At 74.1% G+C, this 18,564-nt stretch carries 13 protein-coding genes; 11 read left to right on the top strand and 2 right to left on the bottom strand.

The genetic code is table 11. The features are described 5' to 3' along the window. From FXF51_RS45940 to FXF51_RS45895, 10 genes are all read left to right on the top strand, one after another. Positions 1 to 1,567: non-ribosomal peptide synthetase (locus FXF51_RS45940; protein WP_148441111.1), on the top strand; the 1,567-nt coding region annotated here is incomplete at its 5' end. 31 nt (positions 1,568 to 1,598) lie between these two features. Beyond that, the gene (locus FXF51_RS45935) at positions 1,599 to 8,075 is read left to right on the top strand and encodes a non-ribosomal peptide synthetase (protein WP_148441110.1); all 6,477 of its coding nucleotides are present in this window, start codon (positions 1,599 to 1,601) and stop codon (positions 8,073 to 8,075) included. 46 nt (positions 8,076 to 8,121) lie between these two features. Further along, positions 8,122 to 8,352: an MbtH family protein gene (locus tag FXF51_RS45930; RefSeq protein WP_148441109.1), complete on the top strand. Its 231-nt coding sequence runs from the start codon at positions 8,122 to 8,124 to the stop codon at positions 8,350 to 8,352. After that, positions 8,349 to 9,194 carry a 3-hydroxyacyl-CoA dehydrogenase family protein gene (locus FXF51_RS45925; RefSeq protein WP_222871770.1) on the top strand — a complete coding sequence of 282 codons (846 nt, stop codon included), beginning with the start codon at positions 8,349 to 8,351 and terminating at the stop codon, positions 9,192 to 9,194. Before FXF51_RS45930 ends, FXF51_RS45925 begins: the two co-directional genes overlap by 4 nt. Beyond that, on the top strand, positions 9,191 to 10,444 hold the full coding sequence (locus FXF51_RS45920; RefSeq protein WP_148441108.1) for an MFS transporter: 1,254 nt from the start codon (positions 9,191 to 9,193) through the stop codon (positions 10,442 to 10,444). Before FXF51_RS45925 ends, FXF51_RS45920 begins: the two co-directional genes overlap by 4 nt. 16 nt (positions 10,445 to 10,460) lie before the next feature. Further along, the gene (locus FXF51_RS45915; protein WP_148441107.1) at positions 10,461 to 10,727 is read left to right on the top strand and encodes an acyl carrier protein; all 267 of its coding nucleotides are present in this window, start codon (positions 10,461 to 10,463) and stop codon (positions 10,725 to 10,727) included. After that, the gene (locus tag FXF51_RS45910; RefSeq protein ID WP_148441106.1) at positions 10,724 to 11,830 is read left to right on the top strand and encodes an acyl-CoA dehydrogenase family protein; all 1,107 of its coding nucleotides are present in this window, start codon (positions 10,724 to 10,726) and stop codon (positions 11,828 to 11,830) included. The genes FXF51_RS45915 and FXF51_RS45910 overlap by 4 nt, the downstream gene beginning before the upstream one ends. Beyond that, positions 11,827 to 12,777 (top strand): hypothetical protein, encoded by a 951-nt coding sequence (locus FXF51_RS45905; protein ID WP_148441105.1) that lies wholly within the window; start codon positions 11,827 to 11,829, stop codon positions 12,775 to 12,777. The genes FXF51_RS45910 and FXF51_RS45905 overlap by 4 nt, the downstream gene beginning before the upstream one ends. A 9-nt stretch (positions 12,778 to 12,786) precedes the next feature. Beyond that, positions 12,787 to 13,812 carry an HAD-IIIC family phosphatase gene (locus FXF51_RS45900; RefSeq protein WP_148441104.1) on the top strand — a complete coding sequence of 342 codons (1,026 nt, stop codon included), beginning with the start codon at positions 12,787 to 12,789 and terminating at the stop codon, positions 13,810 to 13,812. Next, the gene (locus FXF51_RS45895) at positions 13,809 to 15,344 is read left to right on the top strand and encodes an amino acid adenylation domain-containing protein (protein WP_148441103.1); all 1,536 of its coding nucleotides are present in this window, start codon (positions 13,809 to 13,811) and stop codon (positions 15,342 to 15,344) included. Before FXF51_RS45900 ends, FXF51_RS45895 begins: the two co-directional genes overlap by 4 nt. Here the strand turns inward: FXF51_RS45895 and FXF51_RS45890 are convergent. Both FXF51_RS45890 and FXF51_RS45885 read right to left on the bottom strand, forming a co-directional pair. Continuing rightward, positions 15,337 to 16,890: a multicopper oxidase family protein gene (locus tag FXF51_RS45890; RefSeq protein ID WP_148441102.1), complete on the bottom strand. Its 1,554-nt coding sequence runs from the start codon at positions 16,888 to 16,890 to the stop codon at positions 15,337 to 15,339. The genes FXF51_RS45895 and FXF51_RS45890 overlap by 8 nt on opposite strands. Continuing rightward, positions 16,883 to 17,260, bottom strand: a complete 378-nt coding sequence (locus FXF51_RS45885; protein ID WP_148441101.1) for a hypothetical protein — start codon at positions 17,258 to 17,260, stop codon at positions 16,883 to 16,885. The genes FXF51_RS45890 and FXF51_RS45885 overlap by 8 nt, the downstream gene beginning before the upstream one ends. Positions 17,261 to 17,354: 94 nt before the next feature. On the opposite strand from FXF51_RS45885, the gene FXF51_RS45880 reads away from it, so the two are divergent. Continuing rightward, complete coding sequence (locus FXF51_RS45880; RefSeq protein ID WP_262380277.1) at positions 17,355 to 18,281, top strand: LysR family transcriptional regulator; 927 nt, start codon at positions 17,355 to 17,357, stop codon at positions 18,279 to 18,281. Positions 18,282 to 18,564 lie beyond the last annotated feature (283 nt).

Here is an 18,564-nt window from a genome sequence, read left to right as displayed (position 1 = left end):
AGCTCAAGGCGCCGGACCGGGACACATCGTGGCCGTCCGGCTCCCCCGCGGCCACCACCTCATCACCACACTGCTGGCCATCTGGAAAACCGGCGCCGCCTACCTGCCCATCGACCCCGCCCTGCCACCGGCCCGCCAGAAAACCCTGCTCGCCATCGCCAACCCCACCCTGCTCATCACCGAACCCCCAGCGGCCGGCGCCCCCGCACCCCTGGCCGGGCCGCACCCCGACGACCTGGCCTACGTGCTGTTCACCTCCGGATCCACCGGCGAGCCCAAGGCCGTCGCCATCCCGCACAGCAACCTCACCGCGTTGTTCGAGGGGCTGGCGGCGCGGATCCCGCCGCCGACGTGCGCGCAGTGGCTGACCAGCCCCGCCTTCGACATCTCCCTCGTCGAGATGTTGTGGCCGCTGATCCGCGGCGGAACGGTCGTGGTCGCCCCGTCGGACGGCTTCGGCCCGGGCCGCCTGACGCACGGCTCGACGGCGGACGGCAAGCCGGTGCCGCTGCGCTGGCTGCAGGCGACGCCGTCACACGTGCGGCTCATGCTCACCGACGACGTCTACCGCCGGATGATCGCGGGCCTGGACTGCGTGGTCGTCGCCGGCGAGGCGTTCCCGCCGGACCTGGCGGCCGAGCTGCTGGAGCTGGGGACGAAGAGCGTGATCAACGGGTACGGGCCCACGGAGGCGACGGTCTACGCCACCGTGCACCAGGTGGAGAGCCCCGTGGGCGCGCGGGTGCCGATCGGCGAGCCACTCCCCCACACCATCACCCACACCCTCGACCCTCACGGCCAGCCCCTCCCACCCGGCGCCATCGGCCAACTCCACCTCACCGGACACACCCTCGCCTGGGGCTACCTCCACCAACCCGCAACCACCGCCGACCACTTCACCCCCAACCCCCACGGACCACCCGGCACCCGCCTCTACCACACCGGCGACCTCACCACTCACACCCCCGACCACACCCACCACTACCTCGGACGCACCGACCACCAACTCAAAATCGCCGGCCACCGCATCGAACCCGCCGAAATCGAACACGCCCTCACCACCCACCCCCACATCACCCACGCCACCGTCACCACCAGAAACAACCACCTCACCGCCTACATCACCACCACCCCCCCCACCCCAACCCCCCACCACATCCACACCCACCTCACCCACCAACTCCCCCACCACCACATCCCCACCCACATCATCACCATCCCCCACCTCCCCCTCACCCCCAACGGCAAAATCGACCACACCGCACTCAACGCCATCCCGCTGCCCCGCACCGGGGTCACGGTCGGCCGCGAGCCGCGCCCCGGCCCGGAGCAGACGGTCGCGGCGGCGTGGCGGCAGGCGTTGCAGGTGGAGCGGGTGGCCGCCGACGTGTCGTTCTTCGACTCCGGCGGGTCGTCTCTCCAGCTCATCCAGTTGCACGCGCTGCTCGACGCCGAGTTCCCCGGAGCGATCCGGCTGATCGAGCTGTTCACCGCCGTGACGATCGAGCAGACCGCGGAGCTCGTCTCCGCCCGGCAGCCGCCCAGGACGCGGGAGTTCCTGGTCTGACCGTCCACCCCAAGAGCCGAAGGACAGCGATATGCCTGAAGCGCCGATCGCCATCGTCGGACTAGCCGTCACGTTGCCGGACGCGGCCGACTTCGAGCAGTTCCACGCCAACCTGAGCAGCGGGTTGTGCTCGGTCCGCCCGGTCTCGCGGTGGCGGCGCTGGTTCACCAACGAGCCGCTCGACGTCGACTACCCGATGGGCTCGGTCGATCGCATCGACCTGTTCGACAACGAGTTCTTCCGCGTCTCCGACGCCGACGCGCTGGCCATGGACCCGCAGCAGCGGGCGGCGCTGGAGCTGGCCTGGCGGGCGATGGAGGACGCGGGGATCCGGCGCCGGGTGCTGGGCGAGGGCCGTACCGGGGTGTTCCTGTCGGCCGCGACCTCGGGCTACGGCAGGCTGCTCGGCCGGACGACCACGCTGTCCATGCTGGGGACCGCTCCTGCCGCGATCTCCGGGCGGGTCTCCTACCATCTCGGGCTGCGCGGCCCGTCCGTGGCGGTGGAGACCGGCTGTTCGGGGTCGCTGGTGGCGGTCGCCCAGGCGGTGGACGCGCTGCGGGCCGGTCGGTGCGACCACGCGTTCGCCGGGGGTGTGAGCCTGCGGGTGTCGCTGCCGACGTGGGAGGCGATGGCGAAGACCGAGATCATGTCGGCCGACGGCCTGTGCCGGGCGTTCGACGCCGACGCGGACGGCACCGCCGACGGCGAGGGCGGCGCCGTCCTGCTGCTCAAGCCGCTCGACCGGGCGCTGCGCGACCGCGACAACATCCACGCGGTGATCCGCTCCGTCGTGGTCAACCACAACGCCGCCCGCGCCGTCGGGCTCAGCGCGCCCTCCACGCAGGCGCAGGTGGAGCTGCTGCTGGACGCGTGGGAGGAGGCCGGCATCTCGCCGCGCGACCTCGGCTTCGTCGAGGCGCACGGCTCCGGCACGCCGCTGGGGGACGCCGTCGAGCTGTCCGCGCTCGCCACGGCGTTCGGCCGGGCAGGCGCGCCCGGCCACGCGTGCGCGGTCGGCTCGGTCAAGACCAACATCGGGCACCTCGACCAGGCGGCGGGGATCGCGGGGCTGGTCAAGGCGGTCGTCGCCCTGGAGAACCGGACGATCTACCCGTCGCTGCACTACCGCACGCCCAACCCGGACGCCGTGCTCGACGGCTCGGGGATCGCCGTGTCCGTCACCGCCGCCGCGCTGGGCGAGGGTGAGCGGGCCGCCGGGGTCAGCTCGTTCAGCCTCACGGGGACGAACGCGCACGCCGTCGTGACCACGCCGCCGCCGCGTGAGCGGGGTGGGCGGGAGCGGGCCTCGGGGCAGGTGGTCACGCTGTCGGCCAGGTCGGCGGCGGCGCTCGAACGGCACTGCGAGCGGATGGCGGAGTACGTGGAGGACCGGGCCGGGCTGTCGCTAAGCGATCTGGCCTACACGCTCAACGCGGGGCGGGAGGAGTTTCCGGTCCGGCATGCGTGGGTGGTGCGGGACACGGCGGAGTTCGTACGGCAGGCGCGGTCGGGGGCGGAGGGGCGGCTGCGGCCGGCCACCGCCGCCGGGTCGAACCTCGTGGTGGTGCTGCCCGACGAGGTGGAGCTGGAGGAGCATCCGGTGCGGGCGGGCCTGGTGCGGGCTCTCGCCGAGCGCGGTGAGCAGGCGCCCGACGGCGCGACGGGCCAGGAGCTGGCCTACCGGCTGGTGGCCGCCGCCGGGCTGGCCCCGTCCGGCCACATCGCGACCGGACGCGGGCGGCACACGCTGCGAGCGGTGCGAGGCACCGCCGAGCCGCCGGCGGCCGGGACCGGCGCCTCGCCACCGGCGGCCGGACCCGAGGCGGCGCCACCGATCGACCTGGAAGGCGTGCGGGCGGCGGTCACCACCCTCCAGCAGGAGCCCACGCTCTTCCTCGTGCTGGGCCCCGACGGCAGCCGGCTCGCCAGAGCCGTGGAGGAGGCGGGCGCCGAGCGGATGCTGCACTTCCCGTCCGGCGACATCGAACAGGCCCTCAACACGCTCGTGGCCACCGCCTCCCGCGAGGGCGTCCAGGTGGACTGGGAGCGGCACCACCGCCACCTGTCCCCCCGCCGGGTGACGCTCCCGACGTACCCCTTCGAACGCCGCCGCCTGTGGCCGCTCCAGCCCGGCCAGGACAGGCCGGGCGAGCACGCCGCCACGACGAGCGCGACCCCGGCCGAGGTCCGCACGCCGGACGACGTCGAGCAGGCGCTGCGCCGCATTCTCGGCGACGTGCTCAAGGTGCCCGACCTGGGCCCCGAGCCCGACTACTTCTCACTGGGCGGCAACTCCATCCTGGGCCTGGAGGTGATCGACCGGATCGGGCGCGAGCTGGGCGTACGCCTGCCGCTGCCCGACCTGTACTTCCATCCGACGCTCGTGGAGCTCACCCGCCACGTGGTGGAGCTGCAGCAGAGCGGCGACGGCGCGGCGACGGGCGCGGTCGTGACCAGGCGCGAGCAGGCGGACTACCCGCTCAGCCACGGCCAGGAGAGCCTGTGGTTCCTGCAGCGGCTCGACCCGGACAGCTCGGTCTACAACGTGACGATCGACATGCGGCTGCGCGGCGAGCTGGACACGGCGGCGCTGCGGCGCGCCGTGTCCCGGCTGGTCGAGCGCCATGAGGTGCTGCGCTCCAGGTACGTCCCGGCCGCCGGCGGCCAGGTGCGGGCGGTGGTCGATCCGCCCGGCGAGGTCGCGCTGCCCGTGGTCGACCTGCCGGAGAGTGCTGGGGATCGGCTGGCCGCGCTGGTCAAGGAGCTGGCGCTCACCCCGTACGACCTCGAAAGGGGCCCGCTGTACCGGCTCGCGCTGATCAGGATGGGCGAGAACGACCACCTGCTGGTGTTCGGCACCCACCACTCGGTGGACGACGGGTGGAGCCCGGCCATCGTGGACCGCGAGCTGTCGGCCTTCTACCTGGCCGAGACCTCCGGCGCCGAGCCCGACCTGCCGCCGCTCACCATCCAGTACGGTGACTTCGCCACCTGGCAGCGGAACACGCTGACCGGCGACACCCTCGCCGGGAAGATCGGCTTCTGGACGGGCTACCTCGACCAGGCGCAGCCGCTGGAGCTGCCGACGGACCATCCGCGCCCGCCCAAGCTGGGCGAGCGGGGCGGCCACGTCTTCTTCACGATGACCGCCGAACAGCTCGCCGGGCTGCGCGTGCTGGCCCAGCGCGAGCGGTGCACGCTGTTCACCGCCACGCTGACGCTCTACAAGGCGCTGATGCACCTCTACACCGGCAACCAGGACCTGGTGATGGGCACCATCGTGGCCGGGCGCGACCTGCCGGAGACGCGCGACATGATCGGCTACTTCAACAACATGGTGACGATCAGGACCAGCGCGCGGGACCGGCCGTCCTTCCGCACCCTGCTGCGCCGGTTGCGGCGCTCGTTCCTGAGCACCATCGACCATCACGACGTGCCGTTCACCAAGGTCGTGGAGGCGCTGAGGCCGCCGCGCGACCTGAGCCGCCACCCGATCTTCCAGGTCGGCTTCACCTACCAGAACATCCCGCGGCTGCCGCACCGGATGGGCGGGCTGGCCCAGCGCCGTTCGTACGACCAGCACTTCGTCTACGGCCTGCCGCCGGACCGGGCGCCCTGGGACCTCAACCTCACCATCTGGGACATCGAGGGCGAGTCCTCGATGACGGCGGTGCTGGAGTACTCGAAGGACCTGTTCGAGCAGGTCACGGTGGAGCGCATGGGCAGCCACTTCCTGGCCGTGCTGGACCGGGTACTCGCCACGCCGGACGTGCCGCTGGCCGAGCTGGGTGTGCTCACCGAGGCCGAGCGCGAGGACGCCATGCGGGACGCCGTGCGGCCCTTCGACGAGGGGGCGTCCCTGGAGGAGGCGCACCTGCTCGACGTGGCCGGGTGGGTCGCGCGGGAGGAGCCCGGGCGGGCTGCGCTGGTGTCGGGGCGGGGCACGGTCGGGTACGCGAAGTTGCTCGGGCGGGCACGGCGCAGGGCGCACGGGCTGGTCGCGCGTGGGGTGCGGCCGGGCGACACGGTCGCGATGTCGCTGCCCCGGTCGGAAGAGGCCGTCGTCACGATACTCGGCGCGTGGCTGGCGGGCGCCGCGTACCTGCCGCTGACCGCCGGCACGCCGCCGGCCCGCAGGCAGCGGCTGCTCGCCACCGCCGGCGCCACCCTGCTGGTGACCGGCGAGCACACGGCCGAGCACACCGGCGAGCACGCAGGCGAGCACGCGGCCGAGCACACCGGCGAGGTCGCAACGTGCCGGCCGGAGGAGCTGGACGTGGCCGGCGACGGCGCGCTTCCCCCTCCCGACCTGGACCGTCCCGCCTACGTCATCTTCACCTCGGGCTCCACGGGCACGCCGAAGGGCGTCCTGGTCGCGCACCGGGCGCTGGTCCCGTTCCTGGCGGCGTGGCGGGCGCTGCGCGACCGCGCCGGGGCGAACCTGCGCGTCCTGAGCCTGGCGACCACCGCGTTCGACGTGTTCACCGGCGACGTGCTGCGCGCGCTGGGCACGGGCGGCAGCCTGGTGCTCGCCGGCGAGGACGCGGTGCGCGGGCCGCGCGAGCTGCGCGCCACCATCGAGGAGTTCGGCGTCAACACCGTCGAGCTGGTGCCGGCGCACCTGCGCGCCGAGCTGATCGATCTGCTGGCGGAGTCGGGCGGCAGGCTGGGCGGGGTGCGGCTGCTGTGCTGCGGCCTGGAGTCGTGGCGCGAGTCGGAGCTGCGCACCACGCGCCGCTACCTCGACGACGACGCGCTGATCGTGAACATCTTCGGGGTGACGGAGGCGGCCATCGACAGCCTCTGCTCGGTCCGCGACGCGTCCGCCGCCGGGCCGGTGGACGGGGACGACCGGCTGGTGCCCGTCGGCCGGCCGTATCCGGGGGTGCGCGCGTACGTGCTGGACGAGGCGCTGCGGCCGGCGCCGGCGGGCGTGATCGGGGAGCTGCACCTGGGCGGCGGCGGCCTGGCGCTGGGGTACGCGAGCCAGGCGGCGCTCACCGCGGACAGGTTCGTGCCCGACCCGTTCGCCGCCGTCCCAGGCGCGCGCATGTACCGGACCGGGGACCTGGCGCGGCGGCGGCCCGGCGGGGAGCTGGAGTTCCTCGGCCGGGTGGACGACCAGATCAAGGTGCACGGCTTCCGGGTGGAGCCCGGCGAGATCGAGAGCTCGCTGCGGGCGCATCCGGACGTGCTGAACGCCGTCGTCCGGGCCCGTGGCAGCGGCAGGGACGCGGCGCTGATCGCCTTCCTGGTGCCGGCGCGGCCCCGCCGCACCGCGGGCGCGAAGGAGCTGCGCGCGTTCCTGCGCGGGACGCTGCCCGACTACCTCGTCCCGCACCGCTACACCTGGCTGGCGGAGCTGCCGATGGCCGCCAACGGCAAGGTGGACCTGGACGCGCTGGACGCCCTGTCCGCCACCCTGTCCGCCGTGTCCGAGCCCGCCTCGGCCGTCTCGGTGCCGCCGCGCGACCGGGCGGAGCTCAGCGTCGTGCGCCGGTTCGAGCAGACGCTCGGCCTGGCCCCGGTCGGCGTGCACGACAACTTCTTCGACCTGGGCGGGCACTCGCTGCTCGCGGTGCGGCTGCTGACGGAGCTGGAGCAGGACCTGGACGTTCAACTCCCGCTGAACGTGCTGTTCGAGTGCCCGACGCCGGCGGCCCTCGCGCAGCTCGTCCAGTCGGACGCGGTGCTGCCCGCGGCGGCCTCGCTGGTCGAGCTGAGCGGCGGCGGCCCCGGCACGCCCGTGGTGCTGGTCCCGCCGTCCGGCGGCAGCCCGCTCAGCTACTACCCGTTCGCCAAGCGGCTGGGCCAGGATCGTGTCGTGCTCGGCCTGTCGTCGCTGGGGCTCAACGGCGAGGACGAGCCGCTGGAGGACGCCGGCACGATCTGCGAGCGTTTCGTCAAGACCCTCACCGACCACGGGCTGCGCGGGCCGCTCGTCGTCGGCGGCTGGTCCTTCGGCGGCACCCTCGCCCAGGAGCTGGCGCTGCGGCTGGCGGAGGCGGGCATCGAGGTGCCGCTCGTCGTCCCGATCGACGCCGCCCCCGTGGACCTGCGGCCGCACCGCCTGCCCGGCAACGAGCACGAGCTGCTGCGTTACCTGCTGGTGCTGGACCACGACTACGCCATCCCGGACGAGGAGCTGGACGGGCTGGACGCCGACGGCCGGCTCGCCAGGGTGCTGCAGCTCGCCCAGGACGAGGGGCACTTCTCCGGCGCGATGACCCCGGGGCGGCTGCGCGTCCTGCTGCGGCTGCTGCGCGCCAACGAGGAAGCCGTCCTGTCGCACCGGCCCCGCCGCTGGGACGGCGAGCTGCTGCTGCTCCGCACGGCGGGCGGCCCGGAGCCGGGGGTGAACCTGGCGCGCGACCTGGGCTGGGCGGCGTACGCCGGCCGCGTCGCGGTCCGCGAGGTGCCGGGCACGCACTTCTCCGTCGTCCCCGCCGAGCACCAGGCGCTGGGCGCGGCCCTGCACGCCGAACTGCTGGAACGCCGCCTGTGAGCGGGCGTAGCGTCCTTCACCACCGCAACCGTCGAAGAGGGAAGCCATGGATGACCCGACCGGCGCCACCCCGTTCACCGTGGTGGTCAACGACGAGGAGCAGTACTCCGTGTGGGACACCGGGCAGCCGGTGCCCGCGGGGTGGCACGAGATCGGCTTCACGGGGACCCGGCAGGAGTGCCTGGAGCACATCGGGCGGATCTGGACGGACATCACCCCGCTGAGCGTGCGCCGCCGCCTCGCCGCGCTCCGGGGTCCCGGCGAGGAGCAGCGGTGAGCGTCGGCGTGGTCGGCGCCGGGCAGATCGGCCGCACGGTCGCGCACGCCTTCGCCGAGCACGGCCCCGTCGTCCTGATGGACCGCGACCCGGACGCGCTCGGCCAGGCGATGGCGGCGATCCGCCGCGCCCACCTGGCCCGCCTGCTGCGCAAGGCGACGACGGTGCCCGGCGACGTCCTGACGGGGCGGATCACGACCACCGGCGACCTGCACCGCGCCGCCACCGCCGACCTGGTCGTGGAGAACGTCACCGAGGACGCGGAGCTCAAGCTGGCCGTCCATCGCGGCCTGGCCGCCGCCCCGCCGGGCACGGTCATCGCCGCCAACACCTCCGTGATCCCCATCTCCTTCCTGGCCAAGGCCCATGAGGATGCGGGAAGGCTGCTGGGCCTGCACTTCATGATCCCCGCGACCGAGATCAGGACGGTCGAGCTGATCACCGGCCCCGCCACGGCACAGGCCACCGCCGAGCGCGCCACCCGGATCCTGGACGAAGCCGGGTTCGCGGCCGTCGCCGTCGGGGACGGCCCCGGCTTCGTGGCCAACAGGGTGCTCATGCCGATGGTCAACGACGCCGCCGCGCTCGTCCGCACGGGCGTCGCCGCGCCCGCCGACGTGGACGCCGTCTTCACCGCCTGCAACGGCCACCGGCTCGGCCCGCTGGCCACCGCGGACCTCATCGGGCTCGACACCGTCGTCCACTCGCTGCGCATGCTCGTGCGCTTCACCGGCGAGGAGCGTTTCCAGCCCGATCCGCTGCTGCTGCGGCTGGTCGGCGAGGGACGTTCCGGCCGTAAGGCCGGGCGCGGCTTCTTCAGCTACGGGACGGGAGCCGCATGAGCGGACCGGCCCGCGCGAGGACGCCGCTGCCCGCCGACTACTGGCGGCTGTGGTCGTCGTCCGTGGCCTCGAACCTCGGCGACGGGATGCGGCTGACGGCGATCCCGCTGCTGGCCGCCGCCATCGACCCGACGCCGCTCACCGTGTCGGTCGTCAGCGCCGTCTCCTACCTGCCGTGGCTGCTGCTCGCGCTGGTCGCCGGCGCCGTCGCCGACCGGGTGGACCGCAGGCGGCTGATGGTGCGGCTGCAGATCGTCCGGGCCGTGGCGGTGGCCGCGTTCGCGGTGATGCTGACGGCCGGGCACGCCTCGATGGTGCCGCTCGTCGCGCTGGCGCTGGTGCTCGGCGTCGCGGAGGTGTTCTTCGACTGCGCCGCCGCGACGGCCGTGCCCGCCGTGCTGCCACCGCACCAGCTCGAACGCGGCAACTCCCGGCTGCTGTCGGCGGAGATGGTGGCCAACGAGTTCGCGGGCCCGCCGGTGGGCAGCGTCCTGTTCGCCTGGCGGCAGGCGGTGCCGTTCTGGCTGGACGCGCTGACGTTCGCGGTCAGCGCCCTGCTGCTGGGCCGGTTGCGCACGTCGCTGAACCCGCACGACGCGCCCGCCGAGACCGGGCCCAAGCCGGGGCTGCTGGCCTCGATCCGCGAGGGCCTCGCCCTGACCTGGGCGTCCGCGTTCCTGCGGACGTGGACGCTGATGCTGGCCGTGCTCAACTTCGCGCGCGCCATGACCGTGGCCGTCTTCGTCCTGTACGTCCTGCAGCTTCTCGGCGGGAACGAGCTCACGTTCGGCGTGCTGTCCGCCATGGTGGCCGTGGGGGCGGCGGCCGGCGGCTGGCATGCCAAGCGGGTCGTGGACCGCATCGGCCGCAAGGCGTCCCTGGCGCTCGGGCTGGCGCTGCACGCGGGGTCGAACCTGCTGCTGGCGACCGTCGTCGGCGTCGTCCCGACGGCGCTGGCGGGCATCGCGTTCGGCGTCGGCGTGGCGGTCTCCAACGTGGTGTTCGTTTCGATCCGCCAGGTCACCGTCCCGGCCTCGCATCTGGGCCGGGTGAGCAGCGTGCAGCGGTTCTTCGCCTGGGGGGCGCTGCCGCTGGGCGCGCTCGCCGGCGGCGCCTTCGCCGCGTCGGCGAGCCTGCGCGCCCCGTACGCCATCGCGGCGATCTTGGTCCTGGTCGCCGGAGCCCTGCTGTGGCGGCCGCTGATGAGGCCGCCGGAGGCGGCGGAACGCCTGCTGGACGCGGAGCCATGAGCCAGGGAGGTGCCACATGACCGCGACGGACGTCGCCGGCCAGGTCCACGCGTTCATCCGGAGCAGGGTCGGCGACAGGGACATCCGCGCCGACACCGACATCTTCGAGGAGGGCCTGGTCGACTCGCTGTTCGCGATGGAGCTGATCACCTTCGTGGAGACCACGTTCGGGCTGAGCGTGCTCACCGAGGACCTCGATCGGGACAACTTCTGCTCCGTGCACGCCATCACCCGGTTCGTGCTCGGCAAGAACGGGGCCGCCGCCCGCCGAGATGCGGGATGACCGGCCTCGGCGACGTGGTCGCGCGGCTGCCCCCGTACGCCGCCGCCGCCGACCTCGACGGGCGGATGCCGGAGGAGGCGATCGCCGTCCTGCGCGAGGCGCGGCTGCTGGCCCCGATGGTCGCGGCGGAGCACGGCGGGCCGGGGCTGGACCATGCCGGTTTCGGCGAGGTGTGCGAGGCGGTCGGCGCGGTGTGCACGTCCCTGCGCAGCCTGATCACCGTGCAGAGCATGGTGGCCGCCGCCGTCGCCCGATGGGGGCGGCCCGAGCAGCGCGCCCGCTGGCTGCCCGCCCTCGCCGGTGGCGGCGTGCTGGCGGGCTTCTGCCTCACCGAGGCGGAGGCGGGCAGCGACGCGGCGGCGATCACCAGCAGTCTCGTGCGGGACGGCGGCGGGTGGCGGCTGACCGGCCGCAAGCGCTGGGTCACCTTCGGCCAGTCGGCCGGGCTGCTCCTGGTGCTGGCGCGAGCCGGGGAGGGCGGCACCGCCGTCCTGTGCGAGGCCGGTCCGGGAGTGCGCAGGCTGCCGCGGGCCGGCTCGCTCGGGCTGCGCGGCGCGATGCTGGCCGACCTGGAGTTCGACGTGGAGCTGCCGGACTCGGCGGTGCTCGGGCGGCCCGGGTTCGGGCTGGCCACGGTGGCGGAGACGGCGCTGTCGCTGGGGCGGCTGAGCGTGGCCTGGGGGTCGGCGGGCATGGTGCGCGGCTGCCTGGAGGCCTGCGCCGCGCACGTACGGGACAGGCGGCAGTTCGGCGCGGCCCTGGCGGAGCACCAGCTCGTCAGGCGGCTGATCGCGCGCATGGCGGTGTCGGCGCAGGCCGCGCGGGCGCTGTGCAGGGAGGCGTCGGCCGCGCGGGACCAGGGCCTGGCGGACGCCGGGAGCCTGGTGCTGGCGGCGAAGTACTTCGCGGCCGGGGCGGCCGCGGCGGCGGGCGCCGACGCGGTGCAGTTGCACGGGGCCGACGGCACGGCGGCGGGCGCCTACGCGGCCCGCATGTTCCGGGACGGGAAGATCATGCAGATCATCGAGGGAAGCGATCAAATGGGAGAACTGGCCATCAGCGCCCGGGTGCTCGGGCTGCCCGCACACCGGAGGCCCGCGTGATCGGCCTGTCGGCGGTGGAGATCGCCGTGCCGGAGGGCCGGCTCACGCTGGAGGAGGTGCTCGCCGCTCCCGGGCGCAGCGAGCAGGACCTGGCCACGATCCGCGAGCTCGGCATCCGCGAACTGCCGGTGAACGACGGTGAGGACAGCGCGCACGCGCTGGCGGTGGCCGCCGCGCGGCGGCTGCTCGCCCGGCAGGGCCTGGCCGCCGACCGGCTGGACGTGCTCGTGCACATCCCGGCGCGGGTGCCGGAGAAGCTGATGGCGTCGGAGGTGACCCGCGTGCAGGCGGACCTGGGCGCGTCCGGCGCCACCTGCCTGTCCACCGGCGACCTCGGCTGCGCGTCCAGCTCGGCCGCCCTGCTCATCGCCCGCTCGCTGCTGACGGCGAATCCGGGCTGGCACACCGCGCTGATCACGCACGGCTCGGTGGCCCCGACCGGCGACCGCTACCGCCGCCCGGTGACGCTCAGCGGGGACGCCGGCGTGGCCGCCCTGCTGACCCGCGAGCCCCGCTACGCGATCGAGGACATCCGGCTGCGCTCCGACGGCAGGTTCTGGGACCTGTTCGAGATCGACTACCTCGACCGGCCGCGCGACGCCTGGACCGAGTCATGCTCCTCGGTGCGCGACTACTCCTTCACCCTCGCCGTGCAGAGCAGGAACGTGCTCAGGGACCTGACGCGCGAGGTGCTCGGCGACGCGGCCGGGACGGACCACGTCGTCATGCAGAACCTGTCCAGCGGCGCGTTCGGCTTCTACGAGCAGGCGCTCGGGCTGAAGATCTCCCCGGTGTGCCGCGACAACCTGGCCCGCTACGGGCATCTGGGGCCCGCCGACGTCCTGGTCAACCTGGGCTCGCTCGACGCGCTGCCGGGCGAGCGCGTCCTGGTGCTCAACAACAGCCCGTCGGCGGCGTGGAGCGCGGCCCTGCTGCGGGCGGGGTGAGGACGGCCGATGAAGACGATCAAATGCCTGGTCTGGGATCTCGACGACACGCTGTGGGAGGGCGTGCTGCTCGAAGGCGACGGCGTACGGCTGCGCCCGCACGTCCTGGACACGCTGAAGGAGCTGGACGGCCGCGGCATCCTGCACTCCGTCTCCAGCCGCAACGACGGCCCGGCCGCCCTGGACCGGCTCGCCACGCTGGGCGTGCTCGACTACTTCCTCGTCCCGCAGATCGGCTGGGACGCCAAGAGCGGCCACGTCGCGCGGATCGCCGGTGAGCTGGGCCTCGGGCTGGACACCTTCGCCTTCGTCGACGACGACCCGTTCGAGCGGGCGGAGGTCGCCCACGGCCTGCCCGGCGTGCGCTGCTACGACAGCGCCGCCGTCGCGTCGCTGCCCGGCCTGCCCGACTTCCGGCCCGCCGTGGTGAGCGACGAGAGCGGGCAGCGGCGGCAGCTCTACCGGGCCGACCACCTGCGCCGCACCGCCGAGACCCGCTCGGGGCTGAGCCGTCAGGACTTCCTGGCCACGCTGGGGCTGCGGTTCGAGGTGCGCCGCGCGAGCGAGGCCGACCTCGGCCGGGCGCACGAGCTCACGATCAGGACCCACCAGCTCAACACCACGGGCATCACCTTCGGCGAGGAGGAGCTGCGCGAGCTGATCCACTCGCCCGCCCATCAGGTGCTGGTCGCGTCGTTGAGCGACACGTTCGGCGGTTACGGCACGATCGGGCTGGCCGTGCTGGAGCTGGCCCCCGGCTCGTGGCGGCTGCCGCTGCTGCTCACCTCCTGCCGGGTGATCTCCAGGGGCGCGGGCTCGCTGCTGCTCCAGGACGTCATCAGGCGGGCGTACGCGGCGGGCGTGCGGCTGCGGGCGGAGATGATCCCGACGGGCGCGAACCGGGCGATGCTGGTCGCGCTGCGGCTGGCCGGGTTCGCCGTCACCGGGGAGGAGGGCGGCCGGATGCTGCTCGAACTGACGCCGTCGAGCGCGCCGGCCCCGCCGCCGCACGTCGTGGTCAGGAGCGACGGATGAGGACCGCGACCCGCGACACCCTGTACGCGCGCTTCGCCGCCACCGCCGCGGCCCTCGCGGACGCCCCCGCCCTGGAGGTGGGCGACGCCACGCTGACCTACCGGCAACTGGAGGGGACGGCCCGGCGGCTGGCCGCCTGGCTGGTGGCGGAGCACGGCGGCGTCCCCGGCCGGGTGGCGCTGCTGGCCTCGCGCACCGTCGCCGCCTACGCGGGGTACCTCGCCGTGCTCTCGCTGGGCGCCACGGTCGTGCCGCTGAACCCGGCCTTCCCCGCCGCCCGCAACGCGGCCCTGTGCCGCCTCGTCGGGGCGGACGCCGTCCTGATCGACTCGGCGGGCGCGGGCCAGGCGGGCGCGTTCCCGCACGTGCGCACGGTGCTGCCCATCACCCACGAGCCGCCCGCGGCCCCGGCCGAACCCCGGCCCGCCGCGGCCCGCGAGGTGGCCTACGTGCTGTTCACCTCCGGCTCGACCGGCGTGCCCAAGGGGGTGCCGATCCGCCACGCCAATCTCACCGCCTACCTCGACCACTGCGTCTCCCGGTACGCCGTGGGCCCGGGCGCGCGCCTGTCGCAGGAGTTCGACCTGACCTTCGACCCGTCGGTCTTCGACCTGTTCGTCACCTGGAGCGCCGGCGCCACGCTCGTCGTGCCCAGCGGGGACGAGCGGCTCGCGCCGGTCGAGTTCATCAACCGGCGGCGCCTGACCCACTGGTACTCGGGCCCCTCGCACCTGTCGCTGGCCGACGACGCGGGCGACCTGTCCCCCGGCAGCATGCCGCACCTGCGGTGGACGATGCTCGGCGGCGAGCAGCTCACCGGCGCGCTGGCGGCCAGGTGGGCGGAGGCCGCGCCGGGCAGCGTCGTGGAGAACGTCTACGGGCCGACGGAGCTGACCATCACCTGCGCCGCGTACCGGCTGCCCGCCAGCCGGTACGCCTGGCCGCGCACCGCCAACGGGACGGTGCCGATCGGCGCGATCCACCCGCACCTGGAGTACGTCGTGCTGGACGAGGACGGCCGCGCCGCCCCCGAAGGGGAGCTGTGCGTGCGCGGCGGCCAGCGGTTCTCTGGCTACCTGGATCCGGCCGACGACCTCGGGCGGTTCGTCACGTTCGAGGGCGGCGTGTCCGAGAGCTACGACGGCTCCGCGCCGCTGACCGCGCGGCACTGGTACAGGACGGGGGACCGCGTCCGCGACGACGGCGGCAGGCTCACCCACCTCAGCAGGCTGGACAGCCAGGTCAAGGTGTACGGCCACCGCGTCGAGCCGGGAGAGGTCGAGGCGGTCCTGCGGCGCCACGCGCGGGTGCGCGACGCCGTCGTGCTGGCCGTCGAGGGCGCGCGCGGCGACGCCGAGCTGGTCGCCGCCTACACCGGGCAGGAGCTGCCCTACCGGGAGCTGGCCGCGCACGTGCGGGCCTGGCTGCCCGGCCACATGGTGCCCAGGCGGCTGGTGCACCTGGCGCGGCTGCCGCTGAACCACAACGGCAAGGTCGATCGGCGGGCCCTGTCGGAGCGGCTCGTCAGGTGATCTCCAGGTTGGCCATCATCGCCATGTCCTCGTGCTCGGCGTTGTGGCAGTGGAACAGGTAGCGGCCGCGGTAGCCGTCGAAGCGGGTGATGATCTCCACCGACTCGCCGGGACGCAGCGAGACGGTGTCCTTCAGTCTCGCGTCGTGCGGCAGGGGCGGCCCGCCGCTGCGCGACAGCACGCGGAAGCCGACGAGGTGCAGGTGGACGGGGTGGTGCACGTCGGCGACCAGCCGCCACACCTCGACGTCGCCGAGACCCGTGGTGACGTCGGCGCGGGCCGGGTCGAACGGCAGCCCGCCGATCAGCCAGCCGTGGCCGCCGTGCACCCGCCCGGTGCGGAAGGCGAGGTCGCGCACCCGGACGGCGTCCGAGCGGCGCCAGGCCGGCAGGTCGGTGGACAGGACGGCGGGCACACGGCTGTCGTCGGCGGCCCTGCGCGCCACGCGGAACGCCATGACGTCCTTGGTACGGCCGGAGCCGAGCCGGTTCAGCAACCGGACACGGCCGCCCACAGGGACGCCCCTGAAGTCGACGACCAGGTCGTAACGCTCGGCAGGCGCGATCGGCAGCAGCCGGTGAACGACCGGCGCCGCCAGCAGTCCCTGGTCGGCGCCGACCTGGACGAGGTCGAGGCGGCGGCCGTCGTCGGTGACGGCCTCCAGCTCGTAGTGGCGGGCGTTCGAGGCGTTCAGCACGCGCAGCCGGTAGCGGGCCGCGTCCACCTCTTGCACCGGCCACGGCGCGCCGTTGACCAGGATCACGTCCCCGAGCACGCCCGCCAGGTACGGCTCCGTCACGCCCGGCCGCTCGCGCAGGGCGGGGTCGAGCGAGGGATACAGCAGGCCGCCGTCGGCGGCGAAGGCCCGGTCGGCGATCATCAGGGGCAGCTCGCGGCGGCCCGCGGGCAGGCCCAGCGCCTCCTCGGCGTCGTCGCGGACGAGGTGCAGCCCGGCCAGGCCGCGCCAGATGGCGGGGGCGGTGAAGTCCATCCGGTGGTCGTGGTACCACAGCAGTGTCGGCCGCTGGTCCAGCGGGAACGTGTAGTCGCGCGTCAGCTCCGTCACCACCGCCCGGTGATCGTGCATGCCGTGCCCCCCGTGCCCCGTCCAGCCCTTGGGCAGGACGAGGTCGGTGGGGTAGCCGTCGGAGGCCGCCGGGGTCCGTCCGCCGTGCAGGTGCACGACCGTCGGGACGGGCAGCTCGTTGCGATGCGTCACGGTGATCGGCCGGCCGCGACGCGACTCGATCGTCGGGCCGGGGAACGTGCCTGCGTACGTCCACAGCCTGGTCCTGATCCCGGGCAGGATCTCCGCGGTCGTCTCGCGCTGGACGATCTCGTACCGGCCCTCGCCGACCGGCTCCAGCGTGGCGGGGATCGGCAGCGGCACCTGGTACGGCGGCGGCAGCGGGACGGCGCTGCGCAACTCGGCGCCGGTGACGGCCGGGCGGCGGGCCATCGCGGCCGCGGCCGACAAGCCGGTGGCCGCCACCAGCCCGAGCGCCCCGCCGATGCCCAGCGCCCGCCGCCTGCTCACTTCAGACATCGGGCGTCTCCGTGCGGAACGGCCGCTGCCAGACGGCGATGAACAGCACGGCCAGCGCCACCACGGTCATCACGCCCAGCGGCAGGTGCAGCCACAACGCCCCGTCCAGCCCGGCGAAGTACTGCACGGTCTCAGCCCCCACCACCGCCAGCGTGGCCACGAACGGCCACGCCTGACGCAGCCGCGCCCACACCACGATCGCCACCACGAGTTGCAGGTAGCCGATCGAGGTGACCACGTCGGCGCCGAGCGCGTGCCACCGCAGGCTGTCGTAGTCGCCCGTCAGATACACCCCGGCGAACACCGGCTGCCCCGCCATCGCCACGACGTGCGCGCTGACAACAGCGCGCAACGCCCACCCCAGTCCCATGCCGACCTCCTCATTCACGAGCAGCACCGACGATATGTCTGGGGAGTTATCCTGTCTAAGATCAATATCGCTATGCCGTTATGTCCGGGGAGTCATGATGGACCTGAACACGCTCAGGCAGTTCGTGGTGGTGGCCCGCCTGGAGCACCTCAGCCGGGCGGCCGACGAGCTCCGCGTCGCCCAGCCGTCGCTGAGCCGCACCATCAACCGGCTGGAGAGCGAGCTGGGCGCCCCGCTGTTCGACCGCGCCGACCGGCTGCGGCTCAACGACACGGGCAGGCTGTTCCGCGAGTACGCCGAACGCGCACTCGGCGAGCTGGACGCGGGGCGGCGGGCGGTCGCCGAGGCCGTCAGCCAGGGCGTGGGCGGCGTGCGGCTGGCGTCGGAGACGTTCCTCACCCTGACGGGGCCGCTGGCGGCGTTCAAGCAGGCCCATCCCGCCGTCGAGGTCGGGCTGCACTGGACGCCCGCCGAGGAGATGGCCCGCCGCCTGCGGGCGCAGGACGTCGACCTGTGCGTCGCCTCGCAGCCGATCCACGCCGAAGGGCTGGCCTCGGCGCGACTGTTCGACGAGGCTGTCGGGGTGGGCACGCCGCCCGGCCATCCGCTGGCGGAGCGGGCCGCTGTCAGCATCGACGAGCTCGCCGGTCAGCCGATCATCACCGCCCGGCCCGGGCACTGGATCCGCCGGCTGCTCGACCGCCTCTTCGCCGCCCGCGGCCACACCCCGAGGATCATCTGTGAGAGCGACGAGCCCACCGCCATCGCGGCGCTGATCAGCGCGGGGCTCGGGATCGGGCTCGTCCCCGCCTTCGCCCGCCGCAGCCCAACGCGCGTGCCGGGCGCCTGGATCCCGGTCGACGACCCCGGCTGCCGTCGCACGGTCACCCTGTACTGGGGCGCCGACAGCCACCTGTCGCCGGCGGCCCGGCTGATGCGCGGCACGATCACCGGCTGGGACTGGACCGGCGGCGCCCTCCCGCCGTCGTCCGGCGACCTCGGCGGGCCGCTGACCTTGTAGCCGCCCGCGCTGCTCCCCATCCCCGCGTATGAGTCCCGGCATCCGCCACAGGATCGCCGTAACCCCCTCCCGAGATGGGATAGATCATGCGCAAATCAGCCCTGTTACCCCTCTTACTGGCCCTCACCTGCCTGTCAGCACCGGCCCCAGGCGCGCGCGGACGTCCCGCGCCATCGCCTACACCTTCGACAGCGGCGACGCGGGCAACGTCAACGTGGACGCCATCACGGTGGCGGCGCGCCCGGTGCTGGAGGCGGAAAGCGCCACCCTGCGCGGCGGCGCG

The organism is Nonomuraea sp. PA05, from assembly GCF_008086045.1.
Lineage (GTDB): Bacteria > Actinomycetota > Actinomycetes > Streptosporangiales > Streptosporangiaceae > Nonomuraea > Nonomuraea monospora.
The sequence above is the reverse complement of the archived record's forward strand: the minus strand, read 5'-3'. Positions and strand labels throughout refer to the sequence as shown.